Source organism: Enterococcus viikkiensis (assembly GCF_005405345.1).
In the GTDB taxonomy this organism is placed as follows: domain Bacteria; phylum Bacillota; class Bacilli; order Lactobacillales; family Enterococcaceae; genus Enterococcus_A; species Enterococcus_A viikkiensis.
This window is the reverse complement of sequence record NZ_BJDW01000001.1, coordinates 77,608-91,496: the sequence shown is the minus strand read 5'-3', so window position 1 is coordinate 91,496 and position 13,889 is coordinate 77,608. Positions and strand designations below refer to the sequence as shown.

The following is a 13,889-nucleotide window of genomic DNA, read 5'->3' as shown; positions in this document are numbered from 1 at the left end:
ACAATGAAAAAGAAAATTTTAGGTTTTGCAGCAGTAGCATTATTAACAGTCGGATTAGCGGCTTGCGGAAATAGTAGCAGCGGTTCATCAGACAGCAGCAGTAAAGAAAAAAGTGACACGTTAGTTGTGGGGGCATCGCCAACACCTCACGCGGAAATTTTAGAACACGTGAAGCCTTTACTTGAAAAAGAAGGCGTGAATCTGGAAATCAAAAAATTTGATGACTATGTCTTGCCTAACAAAGCACTAGCAGATAAAGACATCGATGCCAATTACTTCCAACACAAACCATTCTTTAACAAAGCCGTGAAGGAAAATGATTACAAGTTTACTGATGTAGGTGCCGTTCACATTGAACCAATGGGTTTATACTCTAAGAAAATCAAAGACATCAAAGAGTTGAAAGATGGAGCGACCATCATTACTTCAAATTCTGAATCTGATTGGGGTCGGATTATTACGATCTTGCAAGATGCAGACTTAGTAAAAGTCAAAGAGGGTGTTGATTTAGAAACAGCTACCTTTGACGATATTGCTGAAAACCCTAAGCATTTGAAATTCGAACACTCCATCGATCCAGCGTTACTAGCAACGACGTACAATAACGACGAAGGCGATCTAGTCGCGATTAACGCAAACTTTGCTTATGGAGTGGGATTAAATCCAGTGAAGGACGCACTATTACTTGAAAAAGATAATTCTCCATATGCAAACATCATTGCGGTTCGAACAGCAGATAAAGAGGATCCTCGTATCGAGAAATTAGTGAAAGTGTTACATGAAAAAGACGTTCAAGATTGGATCTTGAAGAAATGGGACGGCTCAGTGAAGCCAGTTGATAAATAGAACGATTTTTGCACCGAAGGGATTCCCTTTGGTGCTTTTTCTTCTTTCTAATAGCTATTGAAACGTAGGAGCATTTCTGATTAAAAGTGAAATTATAATAATTCTAAATAAACCTAAGTTTTCTGCAAGAAAATCGGCGAATCAATTTGTATTCCATTCTCATTTAGATTAAAATGTGTGAGAACGAGAAAAAATATTTGGAGGTATATTCATGTCAGTTTTAGAAATCAAAGACTTACACGTTGCCATTGAAGATAAAGAAATTTTAAAGGGCGTTAACCTAGAGATGAAGACTGGGGAAATCCACGCTATCATGGGACCAAATGGGACGGGGAAATCGACATTATCCGCCGCAATTATGGGAAACCCAAACTATAAAGTGACTAAGGGTGAAATCCTTTTTGATGGTAAAAATATTTTAGACTTGGAAGTTGATGAACGCGCGCGCTTAGGCTTGTTCTTGGCAATGCAATATCCAAGCGAAATTCCTGGGATCAGTAATGCTGAATTTATGCGAGCAGCAATCAATGCGCGTCGTGAAGAAGACGAAAAGATCTCTGTGATGCAATTCTTGAAAAAACTAGATAAAAAAATGGAATTATTGAATATGCCAGAAGAAATGGCTGAACGCTATTTAAATGAAGGCTTTTCAGGCGGAGAAAAGAAACGCAATGAAATTTTACAATTATTAATGATTGAACCAACTTTTGCGATTCTAGATGAAATCGACTCAGGTTTAGATATCGATGCCTTGAAAGTCGTTGCAAAAGGCATTAATGAAATGCGGGGCGATGATTTTGGAGCCTTGATCATTACTCATTACCAACGTTTATTGAATTATATCGTACCGGATGTCGTGCACATCATGATGGAGGGACGAGTAGTCTTGACTGGAGATGCAGATCTTGCGAAACGTTTAGAAGCGGAAGGCTACGCAGGGATTTCTGCTGAATTAGGTATCGATTACAAAGAAGAAGTTTAGGAGGGCAAGATAGATGAAAAAATGGACAGAATATCTTGAGGCCGTCAAAGCTTTCTCAGCAGAATGGGCCGAACCTCAATGGATGACTGATTTACGAATCAATGCATTAAATAAAATCGATGAGCTACCTTTACCAATCATTGAAAAGGTGAAATTCGCTCGTTGGAACCTTTACAACGTCAATTCCGAACATCAGGCAGCGGTCGGAACAATTCCTAGCTTTGACCAAATGAATGACAATCCCATGATCGTCCAAACGGGTGAAACAACGGTTTTCGAACAAATCTCACCTAAGTTGGCAGATCAAGGCGTGATTTTTACGGATCTTGTAACAGCGATCCAAGAACATCCTGAGCTAGTCAAAGAATATTACATGACGAAAGCTGTACCAGTGGAAGAAAATAGTTTGACTGCGTTACATGCTGCGTTTATGAACAACGGTGTCTTCTTATATGTACCAAAAAATGTCGTCATCGAAGAACCACTTGAAAGTTTATTCATCCATAATGGCGATGAAGAGACACATTTCTTCAAACACGTATTGATCGTGGCAGAAGACAATAGTGAATTTTCTTATTTGGAGCGTTTTGAATCACAAGGCACTGCGGCTAAGAAACTTTCAGGAAATGTCGTTGTTGAAGTAATTACGAAACCAGGTGCGCGGGTGAAATTTGCGGCAGTGGATTCTTTAGGTGAAAACATCACGACTTACATGAACCGTCGGGGTTACTTGATGCGGGATTCCATGATTGATTGGGCTTTGGGGATTATGAATGACGGCAATGTCGTTGCTGACTTTGATTCTGATTTAGTCGGTGAAGGTGCTCATTCAGAAGTTAAGATCGTCGCAATTAGTGATGGCAAACAAATCCAAGGGATCGATACGAGAGTAACCAATAAAGCTCCTCATACGATCGGACATATTTTGCAACACGGTGTTATTCTTGAAAAATCGACCTTGACCTTCAACGGCATCGGGCATATTTTAAAAGGAGCCAAGGGTGCTGATGCGCAACAAGAAAGTCGTGTCTTGATGCTGTCTGAAAAATCTCGTGGCGATGCCAATCCAATCCTTTTGATTGATGAAAATGAGGTTACCGCCGGACACGCAGCCAGTGTTGGTCGTGTTGATCCAGACGAGCTATTCTATTTAATGAGTCGTGGATTAGAAAAAGCAGCAGCTGAACGGTTAGTGATCCGTGGATTCTTAGGTCCTGTGATCACCGCGATTCCAATTAAAGCCACTCAAGAGCAACTGATTGCAACGATCGAAGGGAAGTTGAGTAAATAATGAGGGATTTCGCTACGATTAGAAAAGATTTTCCGATTCTTTTCCAAAAAGTAAATGATGAACCACTTGTTTATTTAGACAATGCAGCAACAACACAAAAACCGACGCAAGTCTTGGATGCCCTGCGTCATTACTATGAAAACGACAATGCCAACGTCCATCGCGGCGTCCATACTTTAGCTGAGCGGGCAACTGAAGAGTATGAAAATAGTCGCGAAAAAGTTCGCGCATTCATCAATGCTAAGGAAACCGCTGAAGTATTGTTTACCCGGGGAACAACGACTGGCCTGAATTGGTTGGCTCGTAGTTATGGGGATGCTTTTGTTGAAGCAGGCGATGAGATTGTCATTTCCTACATGGAACACCATTCGAATATTATTCCGTGGCAGCAACTAGCCCAACGCAAGGGTGCGACGTTACGCTACGTACCATTAACGGATGATGGTTTTCTTGATATGGCTGCTGCAAAAGAAATCATCAATGAAAAAACGGCGATCGTGTCACTAGCTTACGTTTCCAATGTTCTTGGAGTGATCAATCCGATCAAAGAATTAGCAGCGCTGGCTCATGCCAACAATGCAGTGATGATTGTGGATGGCGCTCAAGCAACTCCCCATATGAAAGTAGATGTCCAAGCGTTGGACGCAGATTTCTTTGCCTTTAGTGGACATAAAATGTGCGGACCAACGGGGATCGGTGTATTATATGGTAAGCGCCAATGGCTGGAACAAATGGAACCTGTCGAGTTTGGCGGCGAAATGATCGACTTTGTGAACCTTTATGATAGTACTTGGAAAGAATTACCTTGGAAATTCGAAGCCGGCACACCGAATATCGCTGGAGCGATCGCATTAGGTGCGGCGATTGATTATTTAAACGAGATCGGGATGGAGCAGATCCATCAATACGAACAATCATTAGTAGATTACGTGTTACCGAAATTACACGAGATCGGTGGAATCACCACCTATGGACCACAAGATCCCGAACATCATACGGGTGTGATCGCCTTTAATTTAGACGGTATCCACCCTCATGATGTAGCGACGGCTTTAGATATGGAAGGTGTCGCTGTTCGGGCGGGCCACCATTGTGCACAACCCTTAATGAATTATTTGAATCTGCCAGCGACGGCACGGGCCAGCTTCTATTTCTACAATACGAAAGAAGATGCAGACCGTTTGATCGAAGCAATTCAGGCGACGAAGGAGTTTTTCAAGCATGGCGCTCTCTAAATTAGATAATTTATATCGACAAGTAATCTTGGATCATTCCTCTCATCCTCATCATCGTGGAAAATTGAGTGATTCCACCCAAACGATCGAGATGAATAATCCAACTTGTGGTGATGTAATCGAGCTTGAACTAATCGTAAAAGACGATATCATTACAGACATCGCTTTTTCTGGCAGCGGCTGTTCCATCTCAACGGCTAGCGCGTCCATGATGACTGACGCAGTGGTGGGCAAGCCTGTCTCAGAAGCGGAACATTTAGCAGTGATCTTTGCACAAATGGTTCAAGGCAATGAGATTCCAGAAAAAGATGAAGAGGCTTTAGGAGATGCAGCGATGCTTAGCGGTGTTGCAAAATTCCCTGCTCGTATCAAGTGTTCCACTTTAGCTTGGAAAGCACTAGGCAAAGCCTTAACCAATGAACAAGGGAAAGCTAGAGAAGGACAATTTCATAAGAATTAGAAGAATACCAGACTTATCTTTCTGAAAAGAAAGTAAGTACATATAAAGTAAGAAGTTAGGAGCGGGATTACATGAGTGTACCTGAAATGCAAGAGGAGTATCAATTTGGCTTCCACGATGATATAAAACCCGTCTTTACTACCGGTGAAGGTCTATCTGAAGAAGTTATTCGCGAAATCTCCCGCGCAAAAGGAGAACCAGAATGGATGTTGGAGTTTCGTCTGAAGTCCCTAGAAACATTCAAAAAATTAGAAATGCCCGGTTACGGCCCCGATTTGTCCGAATTGGATTACGATAAAATCAATTACTTTATTCGTTCTAGCGATAAGCCAGCACGCGATTGGGACGATGTACCAGAAGAAATCAAAACAACCTTTGAACGTTTAGGAATACCAGAAGCAGAGCGTGCCTACTTAGCTGGTGCTTCCGCTCAATACGAATCCGAAGTGGTTTATCACAACATGAAAGACGAGTTCAAAAAATTAGGCATCGTCTTTACGGATACTGATTCGGCTTTGAAAGAATATCCTGAGCTGTTCAAAGAATATTTTGGAACATTGGTGCCACCATCAGACAACAAATTAGCTGCCTTAAACTCAGCAGCTTGGTCTGGCGGAACGTTTATCTATGTACCAAAAGGCGTGAAGACGGATATTCCGATTCAGTCTTACTTCCGGATTAACTCAGCCAACACCGGACAATTTGAGCGCACACTGATCATCGTAGACGAAGGCGCCAGCATCAATTATGTTGAAGGCTGTACCGCCCCTACCTATTCTTCTGATAGTTTGCATGCCGCAGTAGTAGAAGTTTTTGTAAAAAAAGACGGCTATTGTCGGTATACAACGATCCAAAACTGGTCAAACAATGTTTACAGCTTGGAAACCAAACGGGGACAAGCCCAAGAAAACGCGACAATGGAATGGGTCGATGGCAACTTAGGTTCAAAAGTAACTATGAAATATCCAAGTGTCTACATGGACGGTAAGGGTGCTCGTGGTACGATGCTATCCATCGCCGTAGCCGGTAAAAATATTGTCTTAGATAACGGTGCTCGGATGATCCATAATGCACCAAATACTTCCAGCTCAATCGTTTCAAAATCGATCGCCAAGGACGGCGGCGCGGTAGACTATCGTGGGACCGTGCGCTTTGGTCGTAATAGTGCAGGCTCATTCAGTCACATCGAGTGTGACACGATCATCATGGACGATCAATCAAGTTCGGATACGATTCCGTATAATGAAATCTTGAATGGGAATGTCTCTTTGGAACACGAAGCAAAAGTTTCAAAAATCTCAGAAGAACAATTATACTACCTAATGAGTCGCGGCATCTCTGAACAAGAAGCAACAGAGATGATTGTGATGGGATTCGTTGAACCATTTACCAAAGAATTACCAATGGAATACGCTGTGGAATTGAACCGTCTAATTCAATATGAGATGGAAGGGTCTGTGGGGTAATACTTAATCTAAAACTCGAAACGTTGAATTTCAACGTTTCGAGTTTTTTTATTCAAAATGTTTATGAGCTCTTTATAACGTAATAAAAGAATGATATAATATAAAATGTTATTAGAACGCACGCTATTATATTTAATTACAATATAAAAGTGATTATAATATTAAATGTATAAAAATAATTGATATTTTTTGCATTTTCGAGTGAGGTGACAAATGGCTGTTAGTTTTAAAAAAAATAAAGATAAATATAAGGAGAAGCATTCAAAAAGGATGCGTAGGTGAGCAATGAATCTTGAAAAGCAAAAATTAACGATCGTCACTCTGGTAGTTGTTTTAATTGGTGAAGTGCTTGCTGTTACCGGCATTGCACTAGTTTATTTTAATCAGCAGTTTTTTAATGAACGAATCAACATTATCGAAACCTATATTGGTGCATCAACGGCTTTTTTCGGCAGTTTTTTTTCAATTTTAGCAGTGTTGTTGCTTTTCCAATTCGTTAAGTACCAAGATAAGCAAAAAGAAATACACAAAATGCGTCAGATTTATCAGAAACTAAAAAAGGAATATGAACATAATTTTTCTGTACTGACAGAGCTTGGAGTTGAAGTTTCCAATAGCTCTAGTGAGCTAGCTAAATTGTTAAAAGAAAACCAAAAAATTAGAGAGTTATTTCTTTTATCCGCTTTTAAATTAGATTTTCCAATTTTTGATGCGTATTTCGCTCGGCTTGATTGGCAGCAATTAGGTGAAGTGCTTGAAGATGGCGAGGAATACTTGGAATCAATTGAACAAACGAATCAGCTAAGAGCCCTTTGCCAAACGATTGCTACAAAAGCGATTGATACAGAAGAAAATTTGAAGCCGTTGTTACGGTTGATCACGCAAAAGATTTCGCTGTTGAAAGGAAATCAAACGGAGATTGAAAGTAGCGAAGTTTTTATTGAGACGGTGGGAGAGTGTTCATATCTTACCGAAGCACCAAAAGGTGAAATGATTCAAGAGTAAAACTAAAACCAGTAGACTTTTAAAAGAGCCGCTGGTTTTTTCGAAATTATGAATAATCAATTTTTAATAGTGTAGTCGGTATTTTTATTTCCCTAATCAAATTACTCCAACAAGTAAGGTGCCACAACAGTTCCCCAAGCTTGGAAAAAATTAACGATATAAAGGCTTATTTAGTCAGTTTTATTCTAGTAAGCTTAGATTTTTTGATCGTCAGCGGACATCATCGAATCGATCACTAATTCGACTCTTTTAACTAGTATAATTGATAACAGTGTCAACTTTTTTACTATTTTTATTTTGCCTTAAAATCAAAGGTGAAAACGTTTCTAAACTTAAGAATTCGCTTACATCTCTTTTTTTGCTATGCTATTATTAAATAAAAAAGGTAGGTGGTAAGATGAAATTATTAATAACAAAAGATTACGAAACGTTGAGTCAGCTGACGGCTGATTTGATTTTGCTAAAGTGGTCAGAAAATCATCGGGTGAACTTAGCGTTGACGGCGGGGGCCTCGCCGAAACGAGCGTATGAGATTTTAGCCGAGCGTTTGCAAACAGTACATTTTGATCAAAGCTTCGCACATTTTTATAACTTTGATGAAATAACCTTGAAGGATCAAGAAGACGGGTTGACGATGCAGACGTTGATGCAAGAATTATTTCAACCATTAGGAATTGAAGCGGAAAATATTGAAGTCTTGAATGCTGAAAATTACCAAGATTATGACTATCAGATTGCTGAAGACGGTGGGTTGGATCTTGTCTTGATGGGAATTGGCGAGGACGGCCATTTTTGTGGTAATCTGCCGGAATTCACTTCATTTGATTATGGGGTGTATCGTGTACCAATCAATCCAGGTGATGAGTTGTATCAATTGCTAGATCAAGCGACATCTCATACACCGGGAACAGAAATGGTTACTTTTGGGCCGCAAACGGTTCTCGCTGCGAAGGAATTAGTATTGATCGCTAATGGAAAAAAGAAAGCGGCAATCATCAAGCAAGCTTTGGAAGGCACAATTACAGAAGATGTGCCAGCCTCAGTTTTACGTTTGCATCCTAATTTAACAGTAATCTTAGACCAAGAAGCTGCGAGTGAATTAACTGCATAATTAATTTTTGAGAGTACATCTATTTGTACTCTTTTTTTGATATACCAGCAAAAAAAGACTCTGTTCTCGGTTGAAAACAGAGCCTGTTTTAAGTTAGTTTTCCAGTTCTTCCTCTTCAACCGTTTCAAAATAGTGTGAATGAACCACAATCAATAGAATACCGATAAAGACCATCGCACTGGCAAAGTAGAAAGTATAATTCCCACCAAATTTTGCCCCGATCACCCCTGCGACAAAGGGCGCTAGTGACCCACCGAAGAAGCGGACAAAGCTGTAAGTAGAAGAAGCGATGTTGCGCTTGATTCCTGGGATCTCCATTGCAATCGTGGTCATCAAGGTATTGATGATTCCTTGGAAAAAACCAGCGACGATCAACGCAGTCGCGACAAGATTTGGCTGATCGGCATTGATCCCCATTAAGAGTAAACAAATGACGAAACCAATGAAGCCAATCATTAAGGTATAAAATGTTCCAATCATTCTTTCGATTCGAGTCGCTAAAAAGATGGACGAAATCGCCAGTAAAATCCCCCATCCGAAGAAGGTCATACCAATTTGCATTTCAGAAAAATTTGGTAGTAAGAAGGGGGCATAAGCCAATAAAGTAAAAAAACCAAAATTATAAAGCAAAGCGATCAAGCCAACAGAGCGCAATTTATGATTTTTTAGGGCTTTTACACCAGCGAACAGTTCAACCTTTTCTTGGTCGGCCATTGGTTCTTTGAATAAAAGAAAAATTGATAGAAATGAAACCAACATCAATACGGAAACACCCGCAAAGGGCAACCGCCACGAAATGGAACCAAGAGAACCACCGACTAATGGTCCAATCGACATTCCCAAACCCATCGCTGCTTCATACAGCATGATGGATTTTTCTGTTTGTCCAATCAATACGCTGACGATCGCGGACAAAGCCGTTGAGATAAATAAGGCATTTCCTAATCCCCAGCCTGCCCGAAAATAAATCAAGGCATCAATTGAATTCGACAAGCCAGCAAAAAGTGCAAATAAAATAATAATAAATAGCCCTAGCATTAACGTTTTTTTCATACCAATTCGACTAGAGACAAAACCAGTGAAGAGCATGACGACGCCTGTCACCATCATGTAGCTGGTAAACAGCAAGGTTGTTTGTGCAGGTGTTGCTTGTAAGGATTTTGCGATGGAGTTCAAGATCGGGTCAACCAAGCCAATTCCCATGAAAGCAATCATACAAGCAAACGCAACAACGTAAGCAGCCTTTCCATTTTGTTTTTCCTTAACCAATTCATTTTCGTTTAAATTTTCCATTAAGTCACCACTTTCCATTCAATAGTGTAGTCATAATTCTATTTTATGTCAATATTTACATAAATAAATTTACATAAATTTCTGGCAAAAAAAAGAAACAGATCGCTGACGATCTGTTCCCATAACTAGCGGATTATTTTTCTACGAAATAAGCATCGATTTTTTCTCCCGCCCATTCACACCAAGCCAATTCCTCTTTACATAAACGAATCTTTCGTTCAAGAATGAGTTCTCGTCCAAAATTTCTATGACGTTCAGCTTCGTTTAAGTCATTCAAGCTGTCTAAAACTTTAGAATATTCGTGTAGCTGTTCGTGATAATATTGTTGACGTTCCATAATTAAAAACTTTGAGGTATCACGATCCAATGCGGAAATCGTAAAGACTTTTGCCAAAAATTCATCTTTCTGAGAAGGAGCATGGCTTTTGCTGAAGACCCATTCCTTTACTAACTCTTTTCCTGCTGGTGTAATATCATAGATTTTACGTTTGCCGTCTGGAATATCGACGATCTCAATTAATTCCTGTTTTCGCAGCTCTTTTAAAGTAGGATAGATTTGACTGTGATGTGCTTCCCAAAAAAAGTTCAAGAAACGTTTTAATTCATAACCAGTCAAAGGTGAGCGAATCAGCATCGCCAAAATTACGTAACTAATAGTATTCATGATAGATCCCTTCTATTAAGGAGGAGTTAGTTTTTTGTTTGTGAGATTTCTCCGTGTTCATTGTATCACTGTTTAATATTTTTATTAACTCAATGAATTAAAAAATGGTTTTCAGACTTTTGACGGATGCTTTTACGGCTATTTTTCGTTAAACTTGTTTTTAGAGAGGAAGATCGTTATGAAAGTGTTGTTTGTGTTTGATGACCAGGAATATTCGAGCTTTTTTGTTTATGATTTGACGAGTGGTGTGAATAGTTTACTGCGGGTTTCGCCAGAGATAAAAATTCAAAAGCTAACTTTAGGAGAATTATATACACAAGTACCCATCGAAAAATTTTTAGCTTACTTCTCATTGGCCTTTTCAATAGAGGTAAAAAAATATTTGATACTAAAAAAAGCTGATAGTCTTTTAGGGGTCAAAGAAGCTGGTTTGGAAGCAGATGGCAAAATGCCAATAACGGTCTACAAAGAGTTCACCGCGTTGAAAAATAATCAAACGTTTCAAAAGGGTGAACAACGTTTGACGCTGGCTGAGATTGATGCGTATATCAGCTACCAAATCGATCAGGACGGTCGAATCGACGTTTTCGAGCGGCAGGAAGATATTATTCGCTTGATGAAGCGTAAAACAGTGCGTCCGCGTTTGTCAGCTATCACGAATAACTATGGGATGGTTAAAGAATATTCTGGCAGTAATCTTCATTTAAAAGATATGCTGAAAATGGGGACAGGATACTTAGCGAAGGGTAGTGCCCGTATGAATAAAATCAATGTACCTGAAATGGGCAGCTTTTCAATAGAAGGAAACTTTCCCTATCGTTTAGGTGCGATCGATTGGTCAAAAAACGCGGTAAAACTACGAAAAGATCTCATTTTATAAGAGTTATTCACAGGTACAACCAAATGAGTGTTTTTTTCAGTAGATTAGCCGCTTACAAAAGGTTAAAAGTGATTATACCGGGATTATTTAAGGTTTCACATTTGCGAAACTTTTTGCAAAAGGATTCTAAAGGCGCTTGACAGAGGCATAAATTATTTGGCTCAAAAGATTTTTGGGATGAATTGAAAAAATGGAGGGATTATTATGTTATGGACATTGATTATTGGTGCGTTGATTGGAGCTATTGGTGGTGGGATTTCCGGTCGTGGGAAACAAATGGGCTGTGTATTAAATATTATCGCTGGTTTGGCTGGGTCGTATATTGGACAAGCGATATTTGGTCACTGGGGTCCACACCTCGCAGGCATGGCATTAGTCCCATCTATTTTAGGTGCGATCATTGTTGTAGCCGTAGCTTCCTTTTTTACTGGCAGACGGTAGGAAATTTTTTTGTAGCATAGGTGTTGTTCTTAATTACACATGAATCATAATTCTTTACCCAAAGGATTGAGGCGCATCGCCTCAATCTTTTTTTTCTAATCGTGTTCGTTCAGCTTTTTGAAACTCTTTGCTATAATGGATAGTGGGTGATAAGAATGATAAAACGAATTGAAAAGTTACGTGCGTTGATGGAAAAAGCAATGATTGATGCTTACTTAGTTACCAGTCCAGCGAATATTCGTTATTTGACGAATTTTACTGGTACGGCCGGTATGGCGTTTATTACATTAGACCAAGCCTTCTTTATTACAGATTTTCGCTATATCGAGCAAGCCAGTGAGCAGATTCAAGGAATGACGATTATTCAGCATCAGGGGGATATTATTACTGAGTTGCTTAAGCTGATGGAAAGTGAATCAGTTAACGTACTTGGCTTTGAAGATGCCGTTATGACATATGCCGATTATTCGATCTTTGAAGAGGTGATTGATGCCGAGTTGGCACCTGCCAGTGGACTGATTGAAAAATTACGGGAGCGAAAAGATGAGGGCGAAATCGCAATCATTGAGAAAGCTTGTGCGATTGCTGATGAAGGGTTCGATCACGTACTAAAAATGATTCGGCCGGGTATGACTGAGATTGAAGTAGCCAATCAACTGGATTTTTATATGCGATCATTAGGGGCCAGTGGTACCTCTTTTGAGACAATCGTCGCCAGTGGTACGCGTTCAGCATTGCCTCACGGTGTGGCCAGTGAAAAGATGATTAAACAAGGAGATCTGATTACGCTTGATTTCGGTTGTGTTTATCAAGGGTATGTTTCAGATATCACACGGACCTTCGCAATTGGAGATCCAGGACAGCAATTGAAGGATATTTACCAAATCGTGTTAGAAGCACAGAAAAAAGTACTTGAAGTGGCACAAGTAGGCGTGACGGGCTCACAGCTAGATGCGGTTGCTCGTGATTTCATTAGTGAAGCTGGATATGGGGAAGACTTTGGACATTCTACTGGACATGGGATAGGGATGGAAATCCATGAGGGACCGAATATCAGTCGTTCGAATGACGAACCCTTAATGGAAGGCAACGTCATTACCGATGAGCCGGGTATATATTTAGCAGGCTTAGGCGGGGTACGGATCGAGGATGATTTGGTGATTTTAGCAGAAGGTAATCGAATTTTAACGCAATCGCCAAAGGAGCTCATCATTTTGTAGGAGTGATTGAGTAGTGGTAGCGTTAGTAAACAAGAAATGATAAACTAGAACCAAATCTGAAAAGATGGGGTATCAATCAATGTGTCTGTTTTCTTTGTCTTACAAGAAAACGAATAGATGTAACAAGGCTTGGAATTATTTTGTAAAAATGTATCAAAGTAATAACCTTGCAATGAATTAGGGGGAAGTATCATGATTTCAGTAAACGATTTTAAAACTGGTTTGACGATCGAGGTGGACGGCGGCATTTGGCGCGTAGTCGATTTTCAACACGTGAAGCCGGGGAAAGGTGCAGCCTTCGTTCGCTCAAAATTAAAAAATTTACGTACGGGTGCGGTTCAAGAAAAAACTTTTCGCGCCGGTGAAAAAGTTGCAAAAGCACAGATTGATAACAATAAAATGCAATATCTCTATGATGACGGTGACAACTATGTTTTCATGGATATGCAAAGCTATGAACAAATCGAAATGCCGAAACAACAAATTGCAGATGAGATGCGTTATGTCTTAGAAAATACTGAGTTGACCGTCATCATGTATGGCAATGAAGTTTTAGGCGTCGAACTACCGAATACAGTAGTGTTAGAAGTCGCTGAAACAGAACCAAATATTAAAGGCGATACATCATCTGGTGGATCAAAACCTGCTGTAATGGAAACTGGTTTAACTGTTAACGTGCCATTTTTCGTCAACCAAGGCGACAAGTTAATCGTGAATACACAAGATGGCAGCTACGTTTCACGGGCCTAAAGTAAGATACGGCATGAGAATCAGATTTATTTTTTCTAAAAGAAAAAATAAATACATTTGACCGAATAAGGATGTCAGTCCAACTTTTTACAGTATCTAAAGCGAATGAGGAATCGAAAAATCATCAACGAAACAAGGATAATGAAGCTTAGTTGGATGATATACGGCATGAGAATCAAACTTATTTTTTCTAAGAGAAAAAATAAATACATTTGACCGAATAAGGATGTCAGTCCAACTTTTTA

14 protein-coding genes are annotated in these 13,889 nt (G+C 39.7%); 12 read left to right on the top strand and 2 right to left on the bottom strand.

Annotated elements, in window-relative coordinates; translation table 11 throughout:
* Window positions 1-3 precede the first annotated feature (3 nt).
* From FFM67_RS00410 to FFM67_RS00375, 8 genes are all read left to right on the top strand, one after another.
* The gene (locus FFM67_RS00410; RefSeq protein ID WP_137612704.1) at window positions 4-846 is read left to right on the top strand and encodes a MetQ/NlpA family ABC transporter substrate-binding protein; all 843 of its coding nucleotides are present in this window, start codon (window positions 4-6) and stop codon (window positions 844-846) included.
* Window positions 847-1,057: 211 nt separating this feature from the next.
* Window positions 1,058-1,828, top strand: a complete 771-nt coding sequence (sufC, locus tag FFM67_RS00405) for a Fe-S cluster assembly ATPase SufC (protein ID WP_137612703.1) — start codon at window positions 1,058-1,060, stop codon at window positions 1,826-1,828.
* Between the two features lie 13 nt (window positions 1,829-1,841).
* Complete coding sequence (gene sufD / locus FFM67_RS00400; RefSeq protein WP_137612702.1) at window positions 1,842-3,119, top strand: Fe-S cluster assembly protein SufD; 1,278 nt, start codon at window positions 1,842-1,844, stop codon at window positions 3,117-3,119.
* On the top strand, window positions 3,119-4,354 hold the full coding sequence (locus tag FFM67_RS00395) for a cysteine desulfurase (RefSeq protein ID WP_137612701.1): 1,236 nt from the start codon (window positions 3,119-3,121) through the stop codon (window positions 4,352-4,354). Before sufD ends, FFM67_RS00395 begins: the two co-directional genes overlap by 1 nt.
* Window positions 4,341-4,814 carry a Fe-S cluster assembly sulfur transfer protein SufU gene (sufU, locus tag FFM67_RS00390; protein WP_137612700.1) on the top strand — a complete coding sequence of 158 codons (474 nt, stop codon included), beginning with the start codon at window positions 4,341-4,343 and terminating at the stop codon, window positions 4,812-4,814. The genes FFM67_RS00395 and sufU overlap by 14 nt, the downstream gene beginning before the upstream one ends.
* Window positions 4,815-4,885: 71 nt before the next feature.
* Window positions 4,886-6,280, top strand: coding sequence for a Fe-S cluster assembly protein SufB (sufB, locus tag FFM67_RS00385; protein WP_137612699.1), 1,395 nt, complete (start codon window positions 4,886-4,888; stop codon window positions 6,278-6,280).
* A gap of 285 nt (window positions 6,281-6,565) precedes the next feature.
* Window positions 6,566-7,285 (top strand): hypothetical protein, encoded by a 720-nt coding sequence (locus tag FFM67_RS00380; RefSeq protein ID WP_137612698.1) that lies wholly within the window; start codon window positions 6,566-6,568, stop codon window positions 7,283-7,285.
* A 397-nt stretch (window positions 7,286-7,682) separates the two neighbouring features.
* A complete protein-coding gene (locus FFM67_RS00375) occupies window positions 7,683-8,396 on the top strand; it encodes a glucosamine-6-phosphate deaminase (RefSeq protein WP_137612697.1) in 714 nt (237 codons plus the stop codon).
* A gap of 93 nt (window positions 8,397-8,489) precedes the next feature.
* Here the strand turns inward: FFM67_RS00375 and FFM67_RS00370 are convergent, their stop codons facing one another.
* The gene (locus tag FFM67_RS00370) at window positions 8,490-9,707 is read right to left on the bottom strand and encodes an MFS transporter (RefSeq protein ID WP_174784444.1); all 1,218 of its coding nucleotides are present in this window, start codon (window positions 9,705-9,707) and stop codon (window positions 8,490-8,492) included.
* 115 nt (window positions 9,708-9,822) lie between these two features.
* Window positions 9,823-10,353, bottom strand: a complete 531-nt coding sequence (locus tag FFM67_RS00365; RefSeq protein WP_137612695.1) for a PadR family transcriptional regulator — start codon at window positions 10,351-10,353, stop codon at window positions 9,823-9,825.
* Between the two features lie 178 nt (window positions 10,354-10,531).
* Between FFM67_RS00365 and FFM67_RS00360 the strand changes: the two genes are divergently transcribed.
* From FFM67_RS00360 to efp, 4 genes are all read left to right on the top strand, one after another.
* On the top strand, window positions 10,532-11,233 hold the full coding sequence (locus FFM67_RS00360; protein WP_137612694.1) for an LCP family glycopolymer transferase: 702 nt from the start codon (window positions 10,532-10,534) through the stop codon (window positions 11,231-11,233).
* Window positions 11,234-11,431: 198 nt separating this feature from the next.
* Window positions 11,432-11,674 (top strand): GlsB/YeaQ/YmgE family stress response membrane protein, encoded by a 243-nt coding sequence (locus FFM67_RS00355; protein WP_170177967.1) that lies wholly within the window; start codon window positions 11,432-11,434, stop codon window positions 11,672-11,674.
* A 155-nt stretch (window positions 11,675-11,829) separates the two neighbouring features.
* Window positions 11,830-12,894 carry a M24 family metallopeptidase gene (locus tag FFM67_RS00350; protein WP_137612692.1) on the top strand — a complete coding sequence of 355 codons (1,065 nt, stop codon included), beginning with the start codon at window positions 11,830-11,832 and terminating at the stop codon, window positions 12,892-12,894.
* A gap of 192 nt (window positions 12,895-13,086) precedes the next feature.
* Window positions 13,087-13,644, top strand: a complete 558-nt coding sequence (gene efp / locus FFM67_RS00345; protein WP_071860856.1) for an elongation factor P — start codon at window positions 13,087-13,089, stop codon at window positions 13,642-13,644.
* The last annotated feature ends 245 nt before the right edge of the window (window positions 13,645-13,889 follow it).